Below are 15,702 nucleotides of genomic sequence, written 5' to 3'. Positions count from 1 at the left end.
GGGACGGCGGCGACGCCGTAGGATGACCGTCATGACCCCCCAACAGCGGCTGAACGCCCTGCTCGAACTGGTGAGCGAACGCGGCAACGTGTCGATCGCCGAGATCGGGGAGCTGCTGGGGATCTCCGCCGCGACTGCCCGCCGCGACCTCGCGATGCTGGCCGACCAGCGACTCGTCACCCGCACGCACGGGGGAGCAGCCGCACTCGGTGCCGGCTACGAGCTGCCGCTGCAGTACAAGATCGCCCGGCAGGCCGAGGCCAAGACCGCGATCGCCCGTGCCGCCGCCCGGCTCGTGCAGCCCGGCGAGACCGTCGGGCTCAACGGCGGGACGACCACGACCGAGGTCGCGCGCGAACTCGGCAAGAGCGAACGGTTCATCCGCGCTGACGGCGAGTTCGGCATCACGATCGTGACGAACGCCCTGAACGTCGGGTACGAGCTGTCCGTCCGTGCCAACGTGAAGATCGTGGTCACCGGCGGCGTGGCCCGACGCCAGTCCTACGAGCTGGTCGGGCCGCTCGTCCGGGACACCCTCGACGAGTTCGCCCTCGACCTGGTGGTGCTCGGCGTCGACGGACTCACCGGGCAGTACGGCGCGACGACCATGCACGAGGGCGAGGCCGAGGTCAGCAGGCACTTCGCCTCGGTCGGTCGACGGGTCGTCGTGGTCGCCGACTCCACCAAGATCGAACGCTCCACATTCGCCCGGATCTGCCCACTCGACCGCATCGACGTCCTGGTCACCGACCAGCCCGTGCCGGCCTCGTTCGCCGCCGACCTGGCCAGCGCCGGCGTGGAGCTCGTCGTCGCCGACTGAGCCCTCCGTGCGTCCGGCCCCGGGTGGGCCGGACGTTTCGATCGTGTAAAACCCTTCCCTGCGCGGATGCGTGAGCGATCCGTGAGCGCCTATTGTGCATTCATGAGCGATTCGGCATCATGGACGTCACATTCACGCAAGGGAGCGATGAGCATGGGCGTCGACAACGCAGGACTCCGCGTCGCGGTGATCGGGATGGGCCAGCGGTCCGCCATCGCGCGCCACGTGGCCGAGGCCACCGCCGCCGACGCGTCGCTGCAGGCCCGGGTCATGGCCGTCGCGGACGTCACGGCGGCGGGCCGCCAGCGCGGACTCGACGAGTACCCGGATGCCCTGGTGGTCGAACACCACCTGGACCTCACCGGTCACGTCGACGCCGCCATCGTCACCACGCCGGACTGGACCCACGCCGAGATCGCGATCGACCTGCTCCGCGCGGGCATCGCCGTCTACCTCGAGAAGCCGCTCGCCATCACGGTCGAGGACGCCGACGCGGTGCTGAACACCGCGGCCCGGACCGGCACCCCGCTGTACGTCGGACACAACTTCCGGCACGCCGCCGTCGTCCGCCTGATGCGCGAGATCATCGGCCGTGGCGAGATCGGCCAGGTCAAGGCCGTCTGGTGCCGGCACTTCGTCGGCAACGGCGGTGACTACTACTTCAAGGACTGGCACGCCGACCGCAGCAAGGTGAACTCGCTCCTGCTGCAGAAGGCGAGCCACGACCTCGACGTCATCCACGCGCTCGGCGGGGGCGACACCGCCCGGGTCGTCGGGATGGGCTCGCTGTCGGTCTACGGCGACGTCACCGACCGCCGCGACCGCAGCGGTGAACTGATGGGGGACTGGTTCTCCCACGACAACTGGCCGCCGCTCGCCCAGACCGGGCTGAACCCCGTCGTCGACGTCGAGGACGTCTCGATGGTGATGATGACGCTCGACAACGGCGTGCAGGCCAGCTACGAGCAGTGCCACTTCACGCCGGACTACTGGCGGAACTACACCGTCATCGGCACCGAGGGGCGCCTCGAGAACATCGGTGACACCGGTGGTGGCGTCGTGAAGGTCTGGACGCACCGCCGGGGCTGGGACACCGCGGGGGACCGCGAGTACCCGATCGACGGCGTCGAGGACGGCCACGCCGATGCCGACCTGCTCACCATGACCGAGTTCCTGCGGTCCGTCGCCCTCGGCGAACCGTCGGAGCTGTCCCCGATCGCGGCCCGCGCCGCCGTCGCCGCGGGCGCGCTGGCCACGCGCTCGCTCCGCAACGGGTCCGTCCCCATCGACGTCCCGCCCCTGCCGGCCGAGACCATCGCGCACTTCACGTCGAACGCCCTGCACTCCACCCCCTCCACCCCGCATCCCGCCCAGACCGTCGGCTCCTGACGGCCGTGCGAAAGGACACCCCGATGACCGCACACATCCCCACCCGAGGAACCGGCGTGCGCCGCGTCCTCCTCGGCGCCGTCGCCGCCCTCGGCGCGGCCGCACTCCTGGCCGGCTGCTCCTCGTCGTCCGGAGCATCCGGCTCCGGCGGCGCCTACGAAGCCGCGCCGAAGGACACCAAGGCGTCCCTGACCTACGCCGTCTGGGACGAGAACCAGGTGAAGGCGATCAAGGCCAACCTGAAGGGCTTCAACGAGGAGTACCCGGACATCAAGGTGAGCGTCGACGTCACGCCGTTCGCCAACTACTGGACGAAGCTGCAGACCCAGGGGTCGAGCAACACACTGCCCGACCTGTTCTGGATGAACGGCCCGAACTTCCAGCTGTACGCGGCCAACGGCAAGCTCGCGCCGATCACCGGCGAGGTCGAGTCCGGGGACATCGACGCGTCGAAGTACTCGAGCGCCCTCAACGACCTGTACACGTACGACGACACCCAGTACGGCGTGCCGAAGGACTTCGACACCATCGGGGTCTGGCTCAACAAGTCGCTGTTCGAGCAGGCCGGCATGGACCTGCCGTCCAAGGACTGGACCTGGGACGACTTCCAGCAGACCGGCGCCGAGCTGTCCGAGAAGCTCGAGTCGAAGGGCGCCTACGGAGCGGCCGGCGGCATGGACGGCCAGACGACCTACTACAACACGATCCTGCAGGCCGGGGGATCGGTCCTGAACGCTGACGGCACCGAGTCCGAGTACGCCACGAAGGCGTCCGAGGACGGCCTGCGGTTCTGGACCGACCTGATCGACTCGGGGGCATCGCCCTCGATCAAGCAGCTCACCGACACCACGGCCGACCAGTGGTTCACCTCGGGCAAGCTCGCGATGTACCAGGGCGGCAGCTGGTTCCGCTCCGCGCTGACCGGCACCGAGCTCGAGAAGGACGTCGTCGCCTACCCGCTGCCGAAGGGCAAGGAGCAGGCGACCGTCATCCACGGCGTCTCGAACGTCGTGTCCGAGGCCAGCAAGGACAAGGCCGCCGCCCAGGCGCTGCAGGTCTACCTCGCGGGCAAGACGGCCCAGCAGCAGCAGGGCGACATGGGCGCGGTCATCCCGGCGTACGAGGGCACGCAGGGCGCCTTCACGAAGACGATGCCCGACGCCGACCTGCAGGTGTTCCTCGACGCGGTGGACTACGCGAAGCCGCTGCCGGTGTCGAAGAACACCGCGGCCTGGAACACCCTCGAGACCACCCTGCTGCCGAGCGCGTTCGACGGGTCGAAGCCCGTCGACCAGGTGGCCGAGGACCTCGCACAGAAGATGGACGCCGCCCTCGCCAAGGAAGAGTAGGACCCGCGCGTGACGATCAACACCGAGCGGCCCCCGGCCGCAGCCGCCCCCGCCCGGACGACACGTTCGCCCGGGCGGGGTGCCCCGGCTCCGCGAGGCGGCGGCGGCCGAGCGCCACGACGGACCGACGGCTGGTGGCCGTGGCTCTTCGTGCTCCCGATGCTCGTCGGCGTCGGCACCTTCTACATCTGGCCGATCATCCAGACGTTCTGGTACTCGTTCACCAGCTGGGGCGTCTTCGGCGGTGCGACCTTCACCGGCGTCGCGAACTACGTCCGGCTCGTCGGTGACCCGCAGCTGTACCAGTCGCTGCTCAACACGGTGATCTACACGGCCGTCGTCCTGGCCGGGATCCCGATCGCGGTGTGGCTGGCCAGTCTGCTGAACACCCCGGGGCTGCGGTTCGCGCAGTTCTACCGGGTGCTCTTCTTCCTGCCGTACGTCGCCATGCCCGCGGCGATCGCGCTGGTCTGGCGCATCATGTACAACGGCGACTACGGCATCGTGAACTGGTTCCTCGGGAACGTCGGCATCGACGGCCCGTACTGGATCTCGACGCCCGGCTTCGCGCTGGTCGCGGTGAGCCTGGTCGGCCTCTGGTCGTCCCTCGGCTTCTCGATGATCATCCTCGGCGCCGGGCTCAAGGACATCCCGCCGGAGCTCTACGAGGCCGCCGAACTCGACGGCGCGAGCCGGTGGCGGCAGTTCCGCTCGGTGACCGTGCCGTTGCTCAGTCCGAGCATCTTCTTCGTGGTGATCGTGACGACGATCTCGAGCTTCCAGCTGTTCGACCTGCTGTACGCGATCCTCGGCAGCACCAACCCGGTGATCCCGAAGACGATGTCGCTCGTCTTCTACTTCTACAACGCCGGGTTCATCGACAACGACAAGGGCTTCGCGGCTGCGATCGCGATGGTGATCTTCCTGCTCATCGGCATCGTCACGCTCGTGCAGTTCCGCGTCCAACGGAAGTGGGTGCAGGGATGACCGCCACCGTCACACCACCCCGGGCAGCACGCCGGCCCGGCCGTCGAGGCGGCAGCCACTGGTGGATCCACGTCGTGCTGGGCATCGGCGGCTTCGCGATGGCGTTCCCGTTCCTGTGGCAGATCATCATGTCGCTGTCGACGAACGCGCAGGTGCAGTCCGTCACGCCGGTCTTCTGGCCGGGGGAGCTGCAGTGGCAGAACTACGCGCAGGTCTTCGAACGCCTGCCGTTCCTCAGCCAGCTCGGCACGTCGGTGTCCGTCACGATCATCCGCACGATCGCGCAGATCGTCCTGTGCACGCTCGCCGGGTACGCCTTCGCCCGGATGCGGTTCCGCGGCCGGGCGGCGCTGCTCGCGATCGTGCTCTCGATCCTGCTCGTGCCCTCGCAGGTCTACCTGATCTCGCAGTACCAGATCGTGCAGGGCCTCGGCTGGCTCGACACCCTGATGGGGATCGTCGCACCCGGGCTGTTCAGCGCCTTCGGCACGTTCCTGATGCGGACCGCGTTCCTGAACATGCCGCCCGAGCTCGAAGAGGCCGCGCGGATGGACGGCGCGAACCCGTTCCAGACGTTCTGGCGGATCATGCTGCCCCTGGCCCGTCCGTCGATCAGCGTGCTCGCGATCACGACCGTGCTGTGGTCGTGGAACGAGCTGCTCTGGCCGCTCGTGGTCTCCACCCGCGCCGAGGACATGCCGCTCGCCGCCGGCCTCGCGACGCTGTCGAGCGACCGCACGATCGACTACCCGGTGCTGATGGCCGCGAGCCTGATGGCGATGGCGCCGGTGCTCATCATGTTCGTCGTGCTGCAGCGTCGGGTGATGGACGGGCTCGCCTCGTCCGGTCTGAAGTGACCACCGCGACCCCCGGCCTGGAGGCCCGTCCCGCGTCCGTCGCGGTCCTCGCCGCCGCCGTGGGGTCACCGGACGACTCCGCGACGGTGGCGGCCGCAGTGGCCGCCACCGTCGCCGACGCCGGACCCGCGGAGCGGGACGCACTGCTGGTGGCAGCGCTCCGCGCCGCGGTGCCGGACACCGTCGATGCCCTCGCGGGGCGTGGGCTCCCGCGCGCGCTCGCCGAGGCATCCGTCGCCGACGTCGACCGCAAGCTCGCGCGCTACGGGCTGCACGGCACCGGGGTGGAGTGGCTCGTCGCCGTGGTGACCGGGCGCGTGGTGGCCGTGGGGCGCCTCCAGTTCGAACTCGGCGACCACCTGGCGGACGGCACGTCGGCCTGGGGTGTGCACGTGCCGGAGACGGGGCCGCTCGACCCGGTGGCCTGCGACCGCTCGTTCGCCGACGCACCCGAGGTCCTGCGCGGCTTCGCGGGGCACCTCGCTGCGGACCGGTGGCAGTGCCGCTCCTGGATGCTCGACCCGGGGCTGCCCGCCGCGCTCGGTCCCGATGCCAACCTCGTGCGGTTCGCCCGGCGCTTCAGGCTCGTCCCGCCGGGGGAGGACGATGCGACCGAGGGGGACGCCAGCGTCGCGAAGTTCGTCTTCGGGGTGCCGTTGGCGACCGCTCGCTCCGCGGCGCCGTCCGGGCGGTTGCGTGCGGCCGTGCTCGACCGGTGGGCGAGCGGTGGGCACTGGACCGAGCGGACCGGAACGGCGCCGGTCGCGTGACCGCCCGCAGCCGCGGCCGCGTACCGTGCACGGCATGACGAAGCCCGACCACGACCACCTCGACGACGGCGTCGACATGACGTTCGAGGAACGCCGACAGGACACGTTCCGTCGCATGTCCGGATCCGACGAGCACGACGCCGATCCGCGGGTCGAGGTCTCCCGTGCCGAGGACGGCGACGTCCGCATCGACGTCGCCGACACCGCGGCGGTCCGACCCGGCGAGTGACGCCCGTTCCGGCCCTGGTCCGCCGGGGTCGGTGGGGCACGGCATGATCGTGTCGTGCACCTCGTCCTCCGCCGCGTCGACGGCGGCGTCCTCGCGACGCCCCTGACCGACGCGGGGACCGCCGGGGGTGAGCCGGTCCGCCTGGACGAGCCGGGCCTCCCGGCCTTCGTCGCGGTCCACGACGCACCGGGCGTGCGCTGGGTGTGGGACGACACCGCGCGCTGGTACCCGGCCGTGCTCGCCGCCGGGGGTCGGGTCGGTCGCTGCGTCGACCTGCGCCTCGGTCGTCGGGTGCTGCGGGCCGCGCTCGCTGCTCGGGGATCCGTGCTCGCCGCTGCGCCGGCCGACGGCCTGGACGCCCCGGTCGCCGAAGCCCGCGTGGTCCGCCCGACGCAGGCCCAGCTCTTCGACGACGCGTTGTTCACCGCCGCCGTGCCCGACGACGAGGTCGACCCGGTGGCAGAGTTCCGCGCGCAGCTCGCCGCCGTTGCGGGGTCGAGCGCGCCCGGCGCCCTGCGCCTGCTGCTCACCGCGGAGTCAGCCGGTGCGCTCGTGGCGGCCGAGATGCTGCACGCCGGGCTGCCGTGGCGGGCCGACGTGCACGAGCGCCTGCTCGAGGACGCCCTCGGGCCGCGCGTGCCCTACGGCGTGCGGCCGCGACGGCTCGAGGAGATCGCCGCCGTCGTGCGGGAACGCCTCGACGATCCCGGTCTCAACCCGGACTCGCCCGCCGACGTCCTGAAGTCGCTCCGCCGCGTCGGCCTGATGGTCACCAGTACCCGGAAGTGGGAGCTGCAGGAGATCGAGCACCCCGTCATCGAGCCGCTGCTCGAGTACAAGCGCCTGGCGCGACTGCTCACCGCCAACGGCTGGACGTGGCTCGACGACTGGATCCGCGACGGACGATTCCACCCGAAGTACGTCGTCGGCGGTGTCGTCACCGGTCGTTGGGCGGCCGACGGCGGGGGAGCGATGCAGCTGCCGAAGGGCATCCGCGGAGCTGTCATCGCCGACCCCGGGTGGAAGCTCGTCGTGGCCGATGCCGCACAGCTGGAGCCCCGGGTGCTCGCCGCGATGTCCGGCGACCGGGCGATGGCCGCGGCCGGCGACGGACGCGACCTGTACGACGGCGTGGTGGCCTCGGGCGCGGTCGAGACCCGGCAGCAGGCCAAGGTGGCGATGCTCGGCGCGATGTACGGGGCGACCCAGGGCGAGGGCGGTCGGCTCGTGCCGCGCCTGGTCCGGGCGTTCCCGCAGGCGCTCGACATGGTGGAGCGCGCGGCCCGTGCGGGGGAGCGCGGCGAACCGGTGACGACGCTGCTCGGGCGGACGTCACCGGTGCCCGAGGACTCGTGGTTCGAGGCCCGGAACCAGGCCTACACGGTCGAGGGGACCCCGGCCATGCAGCGTGCCGTCGAGTCCCGCGCCCGGAGCTGGGGGCGGTTCACCCGGAACTTCGTGGTGCAGGGGACCGCGGCGGAGTGGGCGCTCGCGTGGATGGGGTCCCTGCGATCGCGGCTCCTCGCGCGGTTCCCCGGTGACGTGACGGACGGGCCGCACCTGGTGTTCTTCGTGCACGACGAGATCGTGGTGCACGCCCCGGCGGAGCACGCGGACTGGGTGGCACAGCAGATCCGGGAGGCCGCCGTCGACGCCGGACGGCTGCTGTTCCAGGACTTCCCGGTGACGTTCCCGCTGTCGGTCGCGGTGGTGGGGGCGTACTCGGAGGCGAAGGACTGACGCTGCCGGGACGGCTCCCGGCGGCTTCGGGCAGGGTGGACGGATGCACACCGAACGCGGGGACGCCGCCGACCGCACCGTCGGCGAAGTCGACCTGACCCGCTGGCGCTCCCGGGTCGGCCGCGGTGTCGCCGGTGCGTGGACCGCACTCGGCAAGCGCTTCGGTGCCATGCCCGTGCTGCTGCTGACCCTCGCCGTGGGTCTCGGTGTCGCCGTCCTCGCCACGTGGATCGCCTCCGAGGTCTACGACGCCGTCCGTGAAGCCGACGACGTCGCGGTGCTCGACCGGCCCGTCCTCGACTGGGCCCTCACGCTCCGATCACCAACGGCCGACACGGTCGTCACCTGGTGGACCGACATCGCGGGCACGATCGGGATGCCGATCGTCGCGCTCGGGTTCCTGGTCGGCTTCACGATCCAGCGGCGTGCGTGGACGCCATTGGTGCTCCTCGTCGCCGCGAGCGGTGGTTCGCTGCTCATGACGATCGCGGGCAAGGACCTGATCGGTCGGGCGCGTCCGCCGCTGTCCGACGCGGTGCCGCCGTACGAGACGTCGCCGTCGTTCCCGTCGGGGCACACGCTCAACTCCACGGTGATCGTGGGCACCATCGTGTACCTGCTGCTCCTGCGGCAGTCGCGCGTCGTCACCCGGGTGCTGACGATCGTCGTGGGCACCTTCTTCGTGCTGTCGGTCGGTGCGTCGCGCGTGTTCCTCGGGCACCACTGGCTCACCGACGTGCTGGCGGCGTGGGCGCTCGGGCTGGCGTGGCTCGCGCTCGTGATCACGGCGCACCGGTTGTACCTGACGGCGATCCACCACGGTGCCGAGCCCGCGCCGGACGTCGACCGCGTCATCCACTGAGCAGAAGAAGTCGGGTGGCCGCGAGCGACCCGACATCTTCTGCTCACTCGACGGCCGCCCGGGCCCGCCCCGGCGCGCTCCGGCAGAGCGCCGTCAGCCGCGACCGGTAGGTTGCCGGGCATGGAAGAACGGGTCTTCGGCGGCAGGTACCGCGTCACGGGCACGCTCGGACACGGTGGCATGGCGTCCGTGTACCGGGCGGTCGACGAGCAACTCGGTCGCGAGGTCGCGGTCAAGGTGTTCCGCATCGGCCCCGTCGACCGCGGTGAGCGCGCCCGCGCCGAGGCGGAGATCCAGACCCTCGCGACACTCCGTGCCCCCGAGCTCGTCACGCTCTACGACGCCGCCCTCGACGACGTCGACGGCGACTCGTACCTCGTCATGGAACTCGTGCCGGGCAGCGACCTGGCGACGCGTCTGCGCGAGGGGCCGCTCGACCCCGCGACCGCCGCCCGCCTGGGTGCGCAGGTCGCCGACGGCCTGGCCGCCGTGCACGCGCAGGGGATCGTCCACCGTGACGTGAAGCCCGCGAACGTGCTGCTCGAGAGCGACGGCCGGCACGTCAAGCTCGCCGACTTCGGGATCGCCCTGCTGCGCGACGCCTCGCGCGTGACGGGGACGGGCACCGTGATGGGCACGGCCGCGTACCTGGCACCGGAGCAGGTCCTGGCGCAGGAGATCACCGGCAAGGCCGACGTCTACTCGCTCGGACTCGTGCTGCTCGAGTGCCTGACCGGCCGCCAGCCGTTCCCGGGCAGCGCCGTCGAGTCCGCCACCGCCCGGCTCACCCGCTCACCCGAGATCGACCGACAGCTGCCGACGGCCTGGCGGACCCTCCTGCACGTGATGACGGCGCAGGACCCGGCTGAGCGCCCGACCGCTGCCGAGGCAGCCGAGCGCCTGCGTGCCCTGGGCCGCGACGAGCCCACCAACGCCACGCAGCTCCTGCCCGGTGCGCCCGGTGCGGTGACGGCCGCGGCCGCCGGCGCGGCTGGTGCCGCAGTCGGCGCCGCCGCAGCGGCGAACGCCGACGACCGGACGCGGGCGATGCCGGCGAGCGAACTACCGAACGGCGGCGCGCAGCCGGGCGACGACGCCACGCGCGTCCTCGACACCCACCGTCCGAACGCCGCTGACGACGTCTCGACGACCGTCCTCGGCGCCCAGGCGAACGGCCGCGGTGCATCGGGCCCGAGCGGGCCGACCCCGCCGCCGGTCGCGCCCCGCCCGGTCCGGGGCGACCAGCCGGAGGACCAGCCGGCGAAGAAGAAGCGCGGGCCCCTCATCGCCGCGATCATCGTGATCGTCCTGGTGCTCATCGGCATCGGTGTGGCCGTGTTCGCCCTGAACGGTGACGGTGACAGCACGCCGGCTCCGACGGACACCACCTCGACGGCTCCGACGGAGCAGCAACCGACCGAGGACCCGGGGCAGGAACAGCAGCCGAGCGAGCCGGCGGAGCAGCAGCCGTCCCAGGAGCAGCAGCCGTCGCAGCCGGCCGAGGAGCCCAGCGAGCAGCCGAGCGAACCGACCGAGCCGGAGCAGCCCACGCAGGACCCGCCCGTCGGCCCGGAGCCGAGCACCCCCGCCTCGAACCCGGTGCAGGCGCCCCAGGACGGCACCGGCGCGGTCGACACCTCGTCGGACAAGGGCCCCGGTGCCGGCCCCGGCAAGTCCGGCAGCGCCCCCGGGCAGAACAGGGACTGACACGCCGGGGTTTTCGTCCAGTTCCTGGAGCAAATAGGCTCGCACGGTGCGAGAACTGCAACGGAGCGGTGGTCCGACGACGGCCGTGGCCGCTCGGAACGGTGTCGGCTTCGGTTCTGCCGCGGGCTGGCTCGTCGAACGACCAGCGGGCGCGTCGGTGGCCGAGGCGATCGTCCCCGGCCTCACCGGACGCACCATCGCCCCCGGCGACGAGCTGTCCTGGGTCTGGTTCCCCGAGCGGACCCTTCCCGACGGGGCGACGGAGCCGACGGAAGCAGACCTGCCGCACTTCTGGGACGCCACGGCCTTCGCCGTCGACGTCGTCTTCACCGACGGCTCGCGGCTGCGTGAGCACGCGGGGGCCCGCGACCAGTACGGCGACGTGGTCACCCCGGGCGCGCAGGACACAGCACGCAAGCAGTGGGTGGACCAGTGGAACCGCCGAGCGGTCGACCTCACGCCGTTCGCGGGGCTGGTCGTCGACCGCCTGGAGGCCCGGCTCGGCTCCGACACGTCGGCTGCGGCCACCGACGGCGAGCGTCCGGCACTGCGCGGCTGGCTCGACGCCGTCCGGATCGGTCCCGCGCGCCCGACCCCGACGACCGCGCTCGGCCACGTCCGGACGACCCGCGGCACCCAGGCGTCGTCCCGGTTCTCCCGCGGCAACAACGCCCCGCTCGTCGGCGTCCCGCACGGCGGCGTGTTCGGGCTGCCGATGACGGACGCCTCGAGCAACCGCTGGCCGTACGCCTACCAGGAGCACGACCGGCTCGACGACCAGGGACGACTCCGTCCGGCGATCCAGGCCTTCGCGACGAGCCACATCCCGTCGCCGTGGATGGGCGACCGCGGGGTGTTCCAGGTGATGCCCTCGCCGCTCGACACCCCCGACGTCGACCGGGCCGCCCGCGCGCTCGGGTTCGACCACGAGGACGAGCAGGACGGCCCGCACCGCTACCGGGTCGCGCTCGACCACGGTGTGACGGCCGAGCTGACCGCAGGGGAGTTCGCCCTCGGGTTCCGGTTCACCGGTACCCGCAGCGTCGTGCTCGACCACCACGGCCGGGTGTCCGACGTCTCCGTGACGGTCACCGACGGCGCCGCCGTGGTCGAGGCTCTGCTCGACGACCGCCCCGGCACCCCGCCGCACCACGTGCACCTGCGGGTCGCCGGGGTCACCGCCGACCACACGACGATCGGCGAGCACGAGCTGCGCGGCTGGCTGTCCGTGGGGGAGCCCGGCGGCACCGGCGGCCCGGTCGACGTCCTGCTCGGCATCTCGACCGTCTCGATCGAGGACGCCCGCGCGAACCTCGACGACGCCGGCTCGTTCGACGCCATGTGCTCCCGTGCCGAGGCGCTGTGGACCGAGAAGCTCGCGACGCTGTCCTTCGACGGCGCGAGCCCCGACCAGCTGACGAGCCTGTACTCCGGCCTGTACCGGCTGTTCCTCTACCCGAACCGTGCCGGGGAGACCGCCTTGACCGGCGCCCCGCGGCACCGCTCCCCGTACGGCGACGTGCTGGCGGACCCGATCCGCGACGAGCCCGGGCCGGAGATCGTCGACGGCCCGTTCACCACCACGAACGGCTTCTGGGACACCTACCGCACCGCCTGGCCGCTCCTCGGACTCCTGACCCCCGACACCGCGGGCGAGCTGGCCCAGGGCTTCGTCGAGCACCACCACGACGGCGGGTGGACCCCGCGCTGGAGCGCGCCCGGCGCCGAGGACTGCATGACCGGCACCACGAGCGACACCGTCTTCGCCGACCTCGCGGTGAAGGGCGTGCGCGGCTTCGACCTGGCCGAGGCGTACCGGAGCGCGGTGCGGAACGCGACCGTCCCGCCGCGGGACGAGCGCGTCGGACGCAAGGGGAGCCTCCCGGGTGCCTTCCGCGGCCACGTCGACACGGCGACCCACGAGGGGATGTCGTGGACCCTGGACGCGGCCATCAACGACTGGGGTCTGGCCGTCATGGCGGGCCTGCTCGCATCGCGTGCGCGGACGCCCGCCGACCTGTCCCGGTACGAGGCCGAGGCCGAGTGGTTCGCCCGCCGGTCCCTGCAGTACCGGCACGTCTTCGACTCCGAGCGCGGGTTCTTCATCGGCCGCGACCCGGACGGCTCGTGGCGCGTGGGAACCGAGTTCGACCCGCGCGACTGGGGCGACGACTACACCGAGACGAACGCGTGGGGCACCGCGTTCACGGCGCCGCACGACGGCGCCGGCATCGTCGACCTGCACGGCGGGCCGGAGCGCTTCGACGCCGCCCTCGACGCCTTCTTCGCGACCCCCGAGACCGGCGCCCTCGCACGCTCCGGCTCGTACGGCTTCCCGATCCACGAGATGACCGAGGCCCGCGACGTCCGGATGGGCATGCTCGGGCTGTCGAACCAGCCCGCGCACCACATCCCCTTCTTCCCGATGTTCACCGGGCGGCACGACGACGCGCACCGCATCGTCCGCGAATCGCTCGAGCGCCTGTTCGTCGGGTCCGACCTCGGCCAGGGCTACCCCGGCGACGAGGACAACGGCGAGATGAGCGCCTGGTACGTCTTCGCCACCATCGGCCTGTACCCGCTGGCGCCGTCGACCGGCACCTACGTGCTCGTGCCGCCGTCGGTCCGCAGGACCGTGCTGCGACAGCCTGGGCCCACGCCGCCGGATCCTGACCGACGCGCCAGCGGCGGGCAGGCCGTGCCGGTGGGGAGAGGAACGGAGACGGTCATCGAGATCGCCGCCGGCTCCGCAGGCCGGTACGTGGCGTCGGTGACGGTCGACGGCTCGCCCTGGACCTCGGTCACCATCCCGCACAGCGTGGTCGTGGCCGCGTCGCGGATCGAGTTCACACTGTCCGACGAACCGCAGGGCTGGGCGTCGGACACCCGCCCCGTCTCGGCCTCCGACGTGCACGGCTACCGGGACGCCCCCGTGGACGTCCTGCCCGTCGGGGTCTCGGCGCTCACCGACGACACCGGCCGCACCGTCACGGGGCTCGCCGCCGGGGAGTCCGTCTCGTTCGACGTGTCGTGCGCCGCCGCTTCGCTGTACACGGTGACGGTGGCATCGCCCGGGTCGTACTCGTGGCGGGTCGGCCTCGACGACACCGTCACCGCGGTCGACGGCGCCGAGTTCACGTGGGCCGGCCAGACCCGGGTGTTCCGGATCATCGGCGGTGGTTCGTCGTTCACGTTCACCGCGGGCACCGACCTGGCACTCACGCAGCTCGAGCTCATCGCGGCCGACGGACAACGCTGACCGCGCGTGCACCGAGCGGGAGCATGCTCCCCCATGTCGATGAGCGCACCGTTCGATCCCGAACAGCAGGGCCGGTCCATCCCCGTGGACGGCAGTGACGAGTCCGAGCTCAAGGTGGAGGAGGACCGCGGCGCCGACGTCGGCGACGATTCCGCCGACCCGAGCGTCTCGCCCGTCAGCCACCACGACGAGGACGAGGCCGGCGGCGGCCCGGTGTTCCGGCGTCCGCACGCCGGCGAACGGCTGCACCCGGACGACCTCTGATCGTTCCGGGGGTCCTCCGGGGATTCTTGGGCGATTGCCAAGCGGCTCGGGCATGCTCGTGCGCATGTCGATCGCGAACTCGTGGGACCCGTCCGGTGGCCGTGCAATCCCGGAGGACGAGGTCCGTCAGGACGGGCTCGAACTCGACGAGGACCCGGCGATGCTGGGGATCTCGTTCGACGTCGTGGGTGGTGCCTCCGCCGATCCCGCCGGGGTGTCCCCGGTCGACGTGAACGTACCGACGCCGAGGTCTGCTGGTTCCGCCTCCGACGACTAGCGCGGCTTCGGTCAGATCGGCCGTGCGTCACTGTCTGACCGGTAGTATTCCGGAATGGTACCGACGGCCTCCGTGGACGAGTCCGAGCCCGGAGACGAACGTGACCCCGGCGCGTACATCCTCGGGGCGGTGACAGTCGCCGACCGCGATGCTGAGCGGTTCCGGGACTCGCTCTGCGCCATCAAGCCACGATCGGCGCGGAAGCTGCACTGGTCCGAGAGCGACGCCCGGCACCGCACCGGGATCGTCGGGATGCTGTGCGACCATCCGTTCGAAGCCATCGGGGTCGTGAGCGTGACTGACCGATCCGTCCTCGAATCTCGCGGGCCCTCGGACCGGAACGATCGCGCGCACCTCGACGCCCTGCGGTCACGCAAGTTGGTTCACGGGCTGGTGTTCGAGCACCTGCCAGGTGGCCGCGAGCCACTTCTCTGGGCGGCTGATGCGGTCTGCGGCGTGGTCGCGCTGGCTCGGCGAGGGGAAACGGCCTACCTCGAGCAGCTGGACCATGTGCTGAACGTCCACGAACACCGTCGGTGAACGCGCGAATCCCCGGGCCCCGCTATACCGCAGGATCTCCCGGGGATCACTTCCGCACCCACCTCGATGGGGCGACTGGTCTCAGTGTGACATATCAGGCGGGATGGCGGAAGGGTCGGAGACCCGGTACTTGAACCCGACGTGGGAGCCGGTGAAGCCGAGGCGCTCGTAGAACCGGTGCGCATCGGTCCGTGCAGCGTCCGACGTGAGCTGCACGAGCGGGGTCCCGAGCTCCGGCGCTGCGACGTCGGTCACCCAGCGCATCAGGGCACTCCCGATGCCGCCGGAGCGCAGCGCACTGCTGACCCGCACCGCCTCGACGAGCAGCCGGGTGGCACCACGACGAGCCATCCCGGGGATCCGGGTGAGCTGCAGAGTCCCGACGAGTCGTCCGTCGGCGTCCTCGGCGACGAGCAGCGCGTTCGCCGGGTCGTCCACGATCGACCGGAGTGCGTCGGCGTACTGCGGGCGGTCCTCCGGCGCGGCGACGTCACCACGTGCGGCGCTGATCGGGTCGTCGGACAACAGCGCCATGAGCGCGTCGAGGTCCGCTTCCGTGGCGTTCCGGAGCGTCACCTCGCCACTGCGGGCGGGCAGACGAACGGGCAGGGCGAGGTCGTGGAGCACGACCCCACCCTGCCCGACCCGACCG

General features: G+C 71.8%; 15 protein-coding genes. 14 read left to right on the top strand and 1 reads right to left on the bottom strand.

The genetic code is table 11. The features are described from left to right. Positions 1–31: 31 nt before the first annotated feature. The 14 genes from MXD64_RS17245 (at position 32) to MXD64_RS17180 (ending at position 15,050) form a co-directional block, all read left to right on the top strand. Positions 32–820 (top strand): DeoR/GlpR family DNA-binding transcription regulator, encoded by a 789-nt coding sequence (locus tag MXD64_RS17245; RefSeq protein ID WP_031260150.1) that lies wholly within the window; start codon positions 32–34, stop codon positions 818–820. 147 nt (positions 821–967) lie between these two features. Continuing rightward, on the top strand, positions 968–2,209 hold the full coding sequence (locus MXD64_RS17240) for a Gfo/Idh/MocA family protein (RefSeq protein WP_159556150.1): 1,242 nt from the start codon (positions 968–970) through the stop codon (positions 2,207–2,209). Between the two features lie 23 nt (positions 2,210–2,232). Beyond that, complete coding sequence (locus MXD64_RS17235) at positions 2,233–3,558, top strand: ABC transporter substrate-binding protein (RefSeq protein ID WP_262118165.1); 1,326 nt, start codon at positions 2,233–2,235, stop codon at positions 3,556–3,558. Positions 3,559–3,567: 9 nt separating this feature from the next. Then, entirely contained in the window at positions 3,568–4,545 is a 978-nt protein-coding gene (locus tag MXD64_RS17230; protein ID WP_140448581.1) for a carbohydrate ABC transporter permease, read from the top strand. After that, a complete protein-coding gene (locus MXD64_RS17225; protein ID WP_031260151.1) occupies positions 4,542–5,402 on the top strand; it encodes a carbohydrate ABC transporter permease in 861 nt (286 codons plus the stop codon). Before MXD64_RS17230 ends, MXD64_RS17225 begins: the two co-directional genes overlap by 4 nt. Beyond that, positions 5,399–6,172 (top strand): hypothetical protein, encoded by a 774-nt coding sequence (locus MXD64_RS17220; protein ID WP_263136867.1) that lies wholly within the window; start codon positions 5,399–5,401, stop codon positions 6,170–6,172. The genes MXD64_RS17225 and MXD64_RS17220 overlap by 4 nt, the downstream gene beginning before the upstream one ends. Positions 6,173–6,206: 34 nt before the next feature. After that, a complete protein-coding gene (locus MXD64_RS17215; protein ID WP_017887924.1) occupies positions 6,207–6,401 on the top strand; it encodes a hypothetical protein in 195 nt (64 codons plus the stop codon). Positions 6,402–6,455: 54 nt separating this feature from the next. Further along, entirely contained in the window at positions 6,456–8,141 is a 1,686-nt protein-coding gene (locus MXD64_RS17210) for a bifunctional 3'-5' exonuclease/DNA polymerase (RefSeq protein ID WP_263136866.1), read from the top strand. Positions 8,142–8,184: 43 nt separating this feature from the next. Continuing rightward, positions 8,185–9,003, top strand: a complete 819-nt coding sequence (locus MXD64_RS17205) for a phosphatase PAP2 family protein (RefSeq protein ID WP_042537567.1) — start codon at positions 8,185–8,187, stop codon at positions 9,001–9,003. Positions 9,004–9,123: 120 nt separating this feature from the next. Further along, positions 9,124–10,710, top strand: a complete 1,587-nt coding sequence (locus MXD64_RS17200; protein ID WP_263136865.1) for a serine/threonine-protein kinase — start codon at positions 9,124–9,126, stop codon at positions 10,708–10,710. Between the two features lie 46 nt (positions 10,711–10,756). Next, positions 10,757–13,969 (top strand): GH92 family glycosyl hydrolase, encoded by a 3,213-nt coding sequence (locus tag MXD64_RS17195; protein ID WP_263136864.1) that lies wholly within the window; start codon positions 10,757–10,759, stop codon positions 13,967–13,969. A 33-nt stretch (positions 13,970–14,002) separates the two neighbouring features. After that, positions 14,003–14,233 carry a hypothetical protein gene (locus MXD64_RS17190; protein ID WP_071250069.1) on the top strand — a complete coding sequence of 77 codons (231 nt, stop codon included), beginning with the start codon at positions 14,003–14,005 and terminating at the stop codon, positions 14,231–14,233. 64 nt (positions 14,234–14,297) lie between these two features. Beyond that, positions 14,298–14,510: a hypothetical protein gene (locus MXD64_RS17185; protein WP_263136863.1), complete on the top strand. Its 213-nt coding sequence runs from the start codon at positions 14,298–14,300 to the stop codon at positions 14,508–14,510. 72 nt (positions 14,511–14,582) lie between these two features. Continuing rightward, positions 14,583–15,050, top strand: coding sequence for a hypothetical protein (locus MXD64_RS17180; protein ID WP_263136862.1), 468 nt, complete (start codon positions 14,583–14,585; stop codon positions 15,048–15,050). A gap of 81 nt (positions 15,051–15,131) precedes the next feature. On the opposite strand, the gene MXD64_RS17175 is transcribed toward MXD64_RS17180, so the two are convergent. After that, the gene (locus MXD64_RS17175; RefSeq protein ID WP_263136861.1) at positions 15,132–15,677 is read right to left on the bottom strand and encodes a GNAT family N-acetyltransferase; all 546 of its coding nucleotides are present in this window, start codon (positions 15,675–15,677) and stop codon (positions 15,132–15,134) included. Between the last annotated feature and the right edge of the window lie 25 nt (positions 15,678–15,702).

Source organism: Curtobacterium sp. Arg-1, assembly GCF_025643395.1.
GTDB classification, from domain to species: domain Bacteria; phylum Actinomycetota; class Actinomycetes; order Actinomycetales; family Microbacteriaceae; genus Curtobacterium; species Curtobacterium poinsettiae.
Note: the sequence above shows the minus strand (reverse complement) of the source record. Positions and strands in the feature narration are given on the sequence as shown.

Excerpts from the sequence above, each read along its gene's own strand:
- MXD64_RS17205 (WP_042537567.1), top strand. The coding sequence starts at position 8,185 with ATGCACACCGAACGCGGGGACGCCGCCGACCGCACCGTCGGCGAAGTC.
- MXD64_RS17215 (WP_017887924.1), top strand. The coding sequence starts at position 6,207 with ATGACGAAGCCCGACCACGACCACCTCGACGACGGCGTCGACATGACG.
- MXD64_RS17235 (WP_262118165.1), top strand. The coding sequence starts at position 2,233 with ATGACCGCACACATCCCCACCCGAGGAACCGGCGTGCGCCGCGTCCTC.
- MXD64_RS17225 (WP_031260151.1), top strand. The coding sequence starts at position 4,542 with ATGACCGCCACCGTCACACCACCCCGGGCAGCACGCCGGCCCGGCCGT.
- MXD64_RS17245 (WP_031260150.1), top strand. The coding sequence starts at position 32 with ATGACCCCCCAACAGCGGCTGAACGCCCTGCTCGAACTGGTGAGCGAA.
- MXD64_RS17185 (WP_263136863.1), top strand. The coding sequence starts at position 14,298 with ATGTCGATCGCGAACTCGTGGGACCCGTCCGGTGGCCGTGCAATCCCG.
- MXD64_RS17200 (WP_263136865.1), top strand. The coding sequence starts at position 9,124 with ATGGAAGAACGGGTCTTCGGCGGCAGGTACCGCGTCACGGGCACGCTC.
- MXD64_RS17240 (WP_159556150.1), top strand. The coding sequence starts at position 968 with ATGAGCATGGGCGTCGACAACGCAGGACTCCGCGTCGCGGTGATCGGG.
- MXD64_RS17190 (WP_071250069.1), top strand. The coding sequence starts at position 14,003 with ATGTCGATGAGCGCACCGTTCGATCCCGAACAGCAGGGCCGGTCCATC.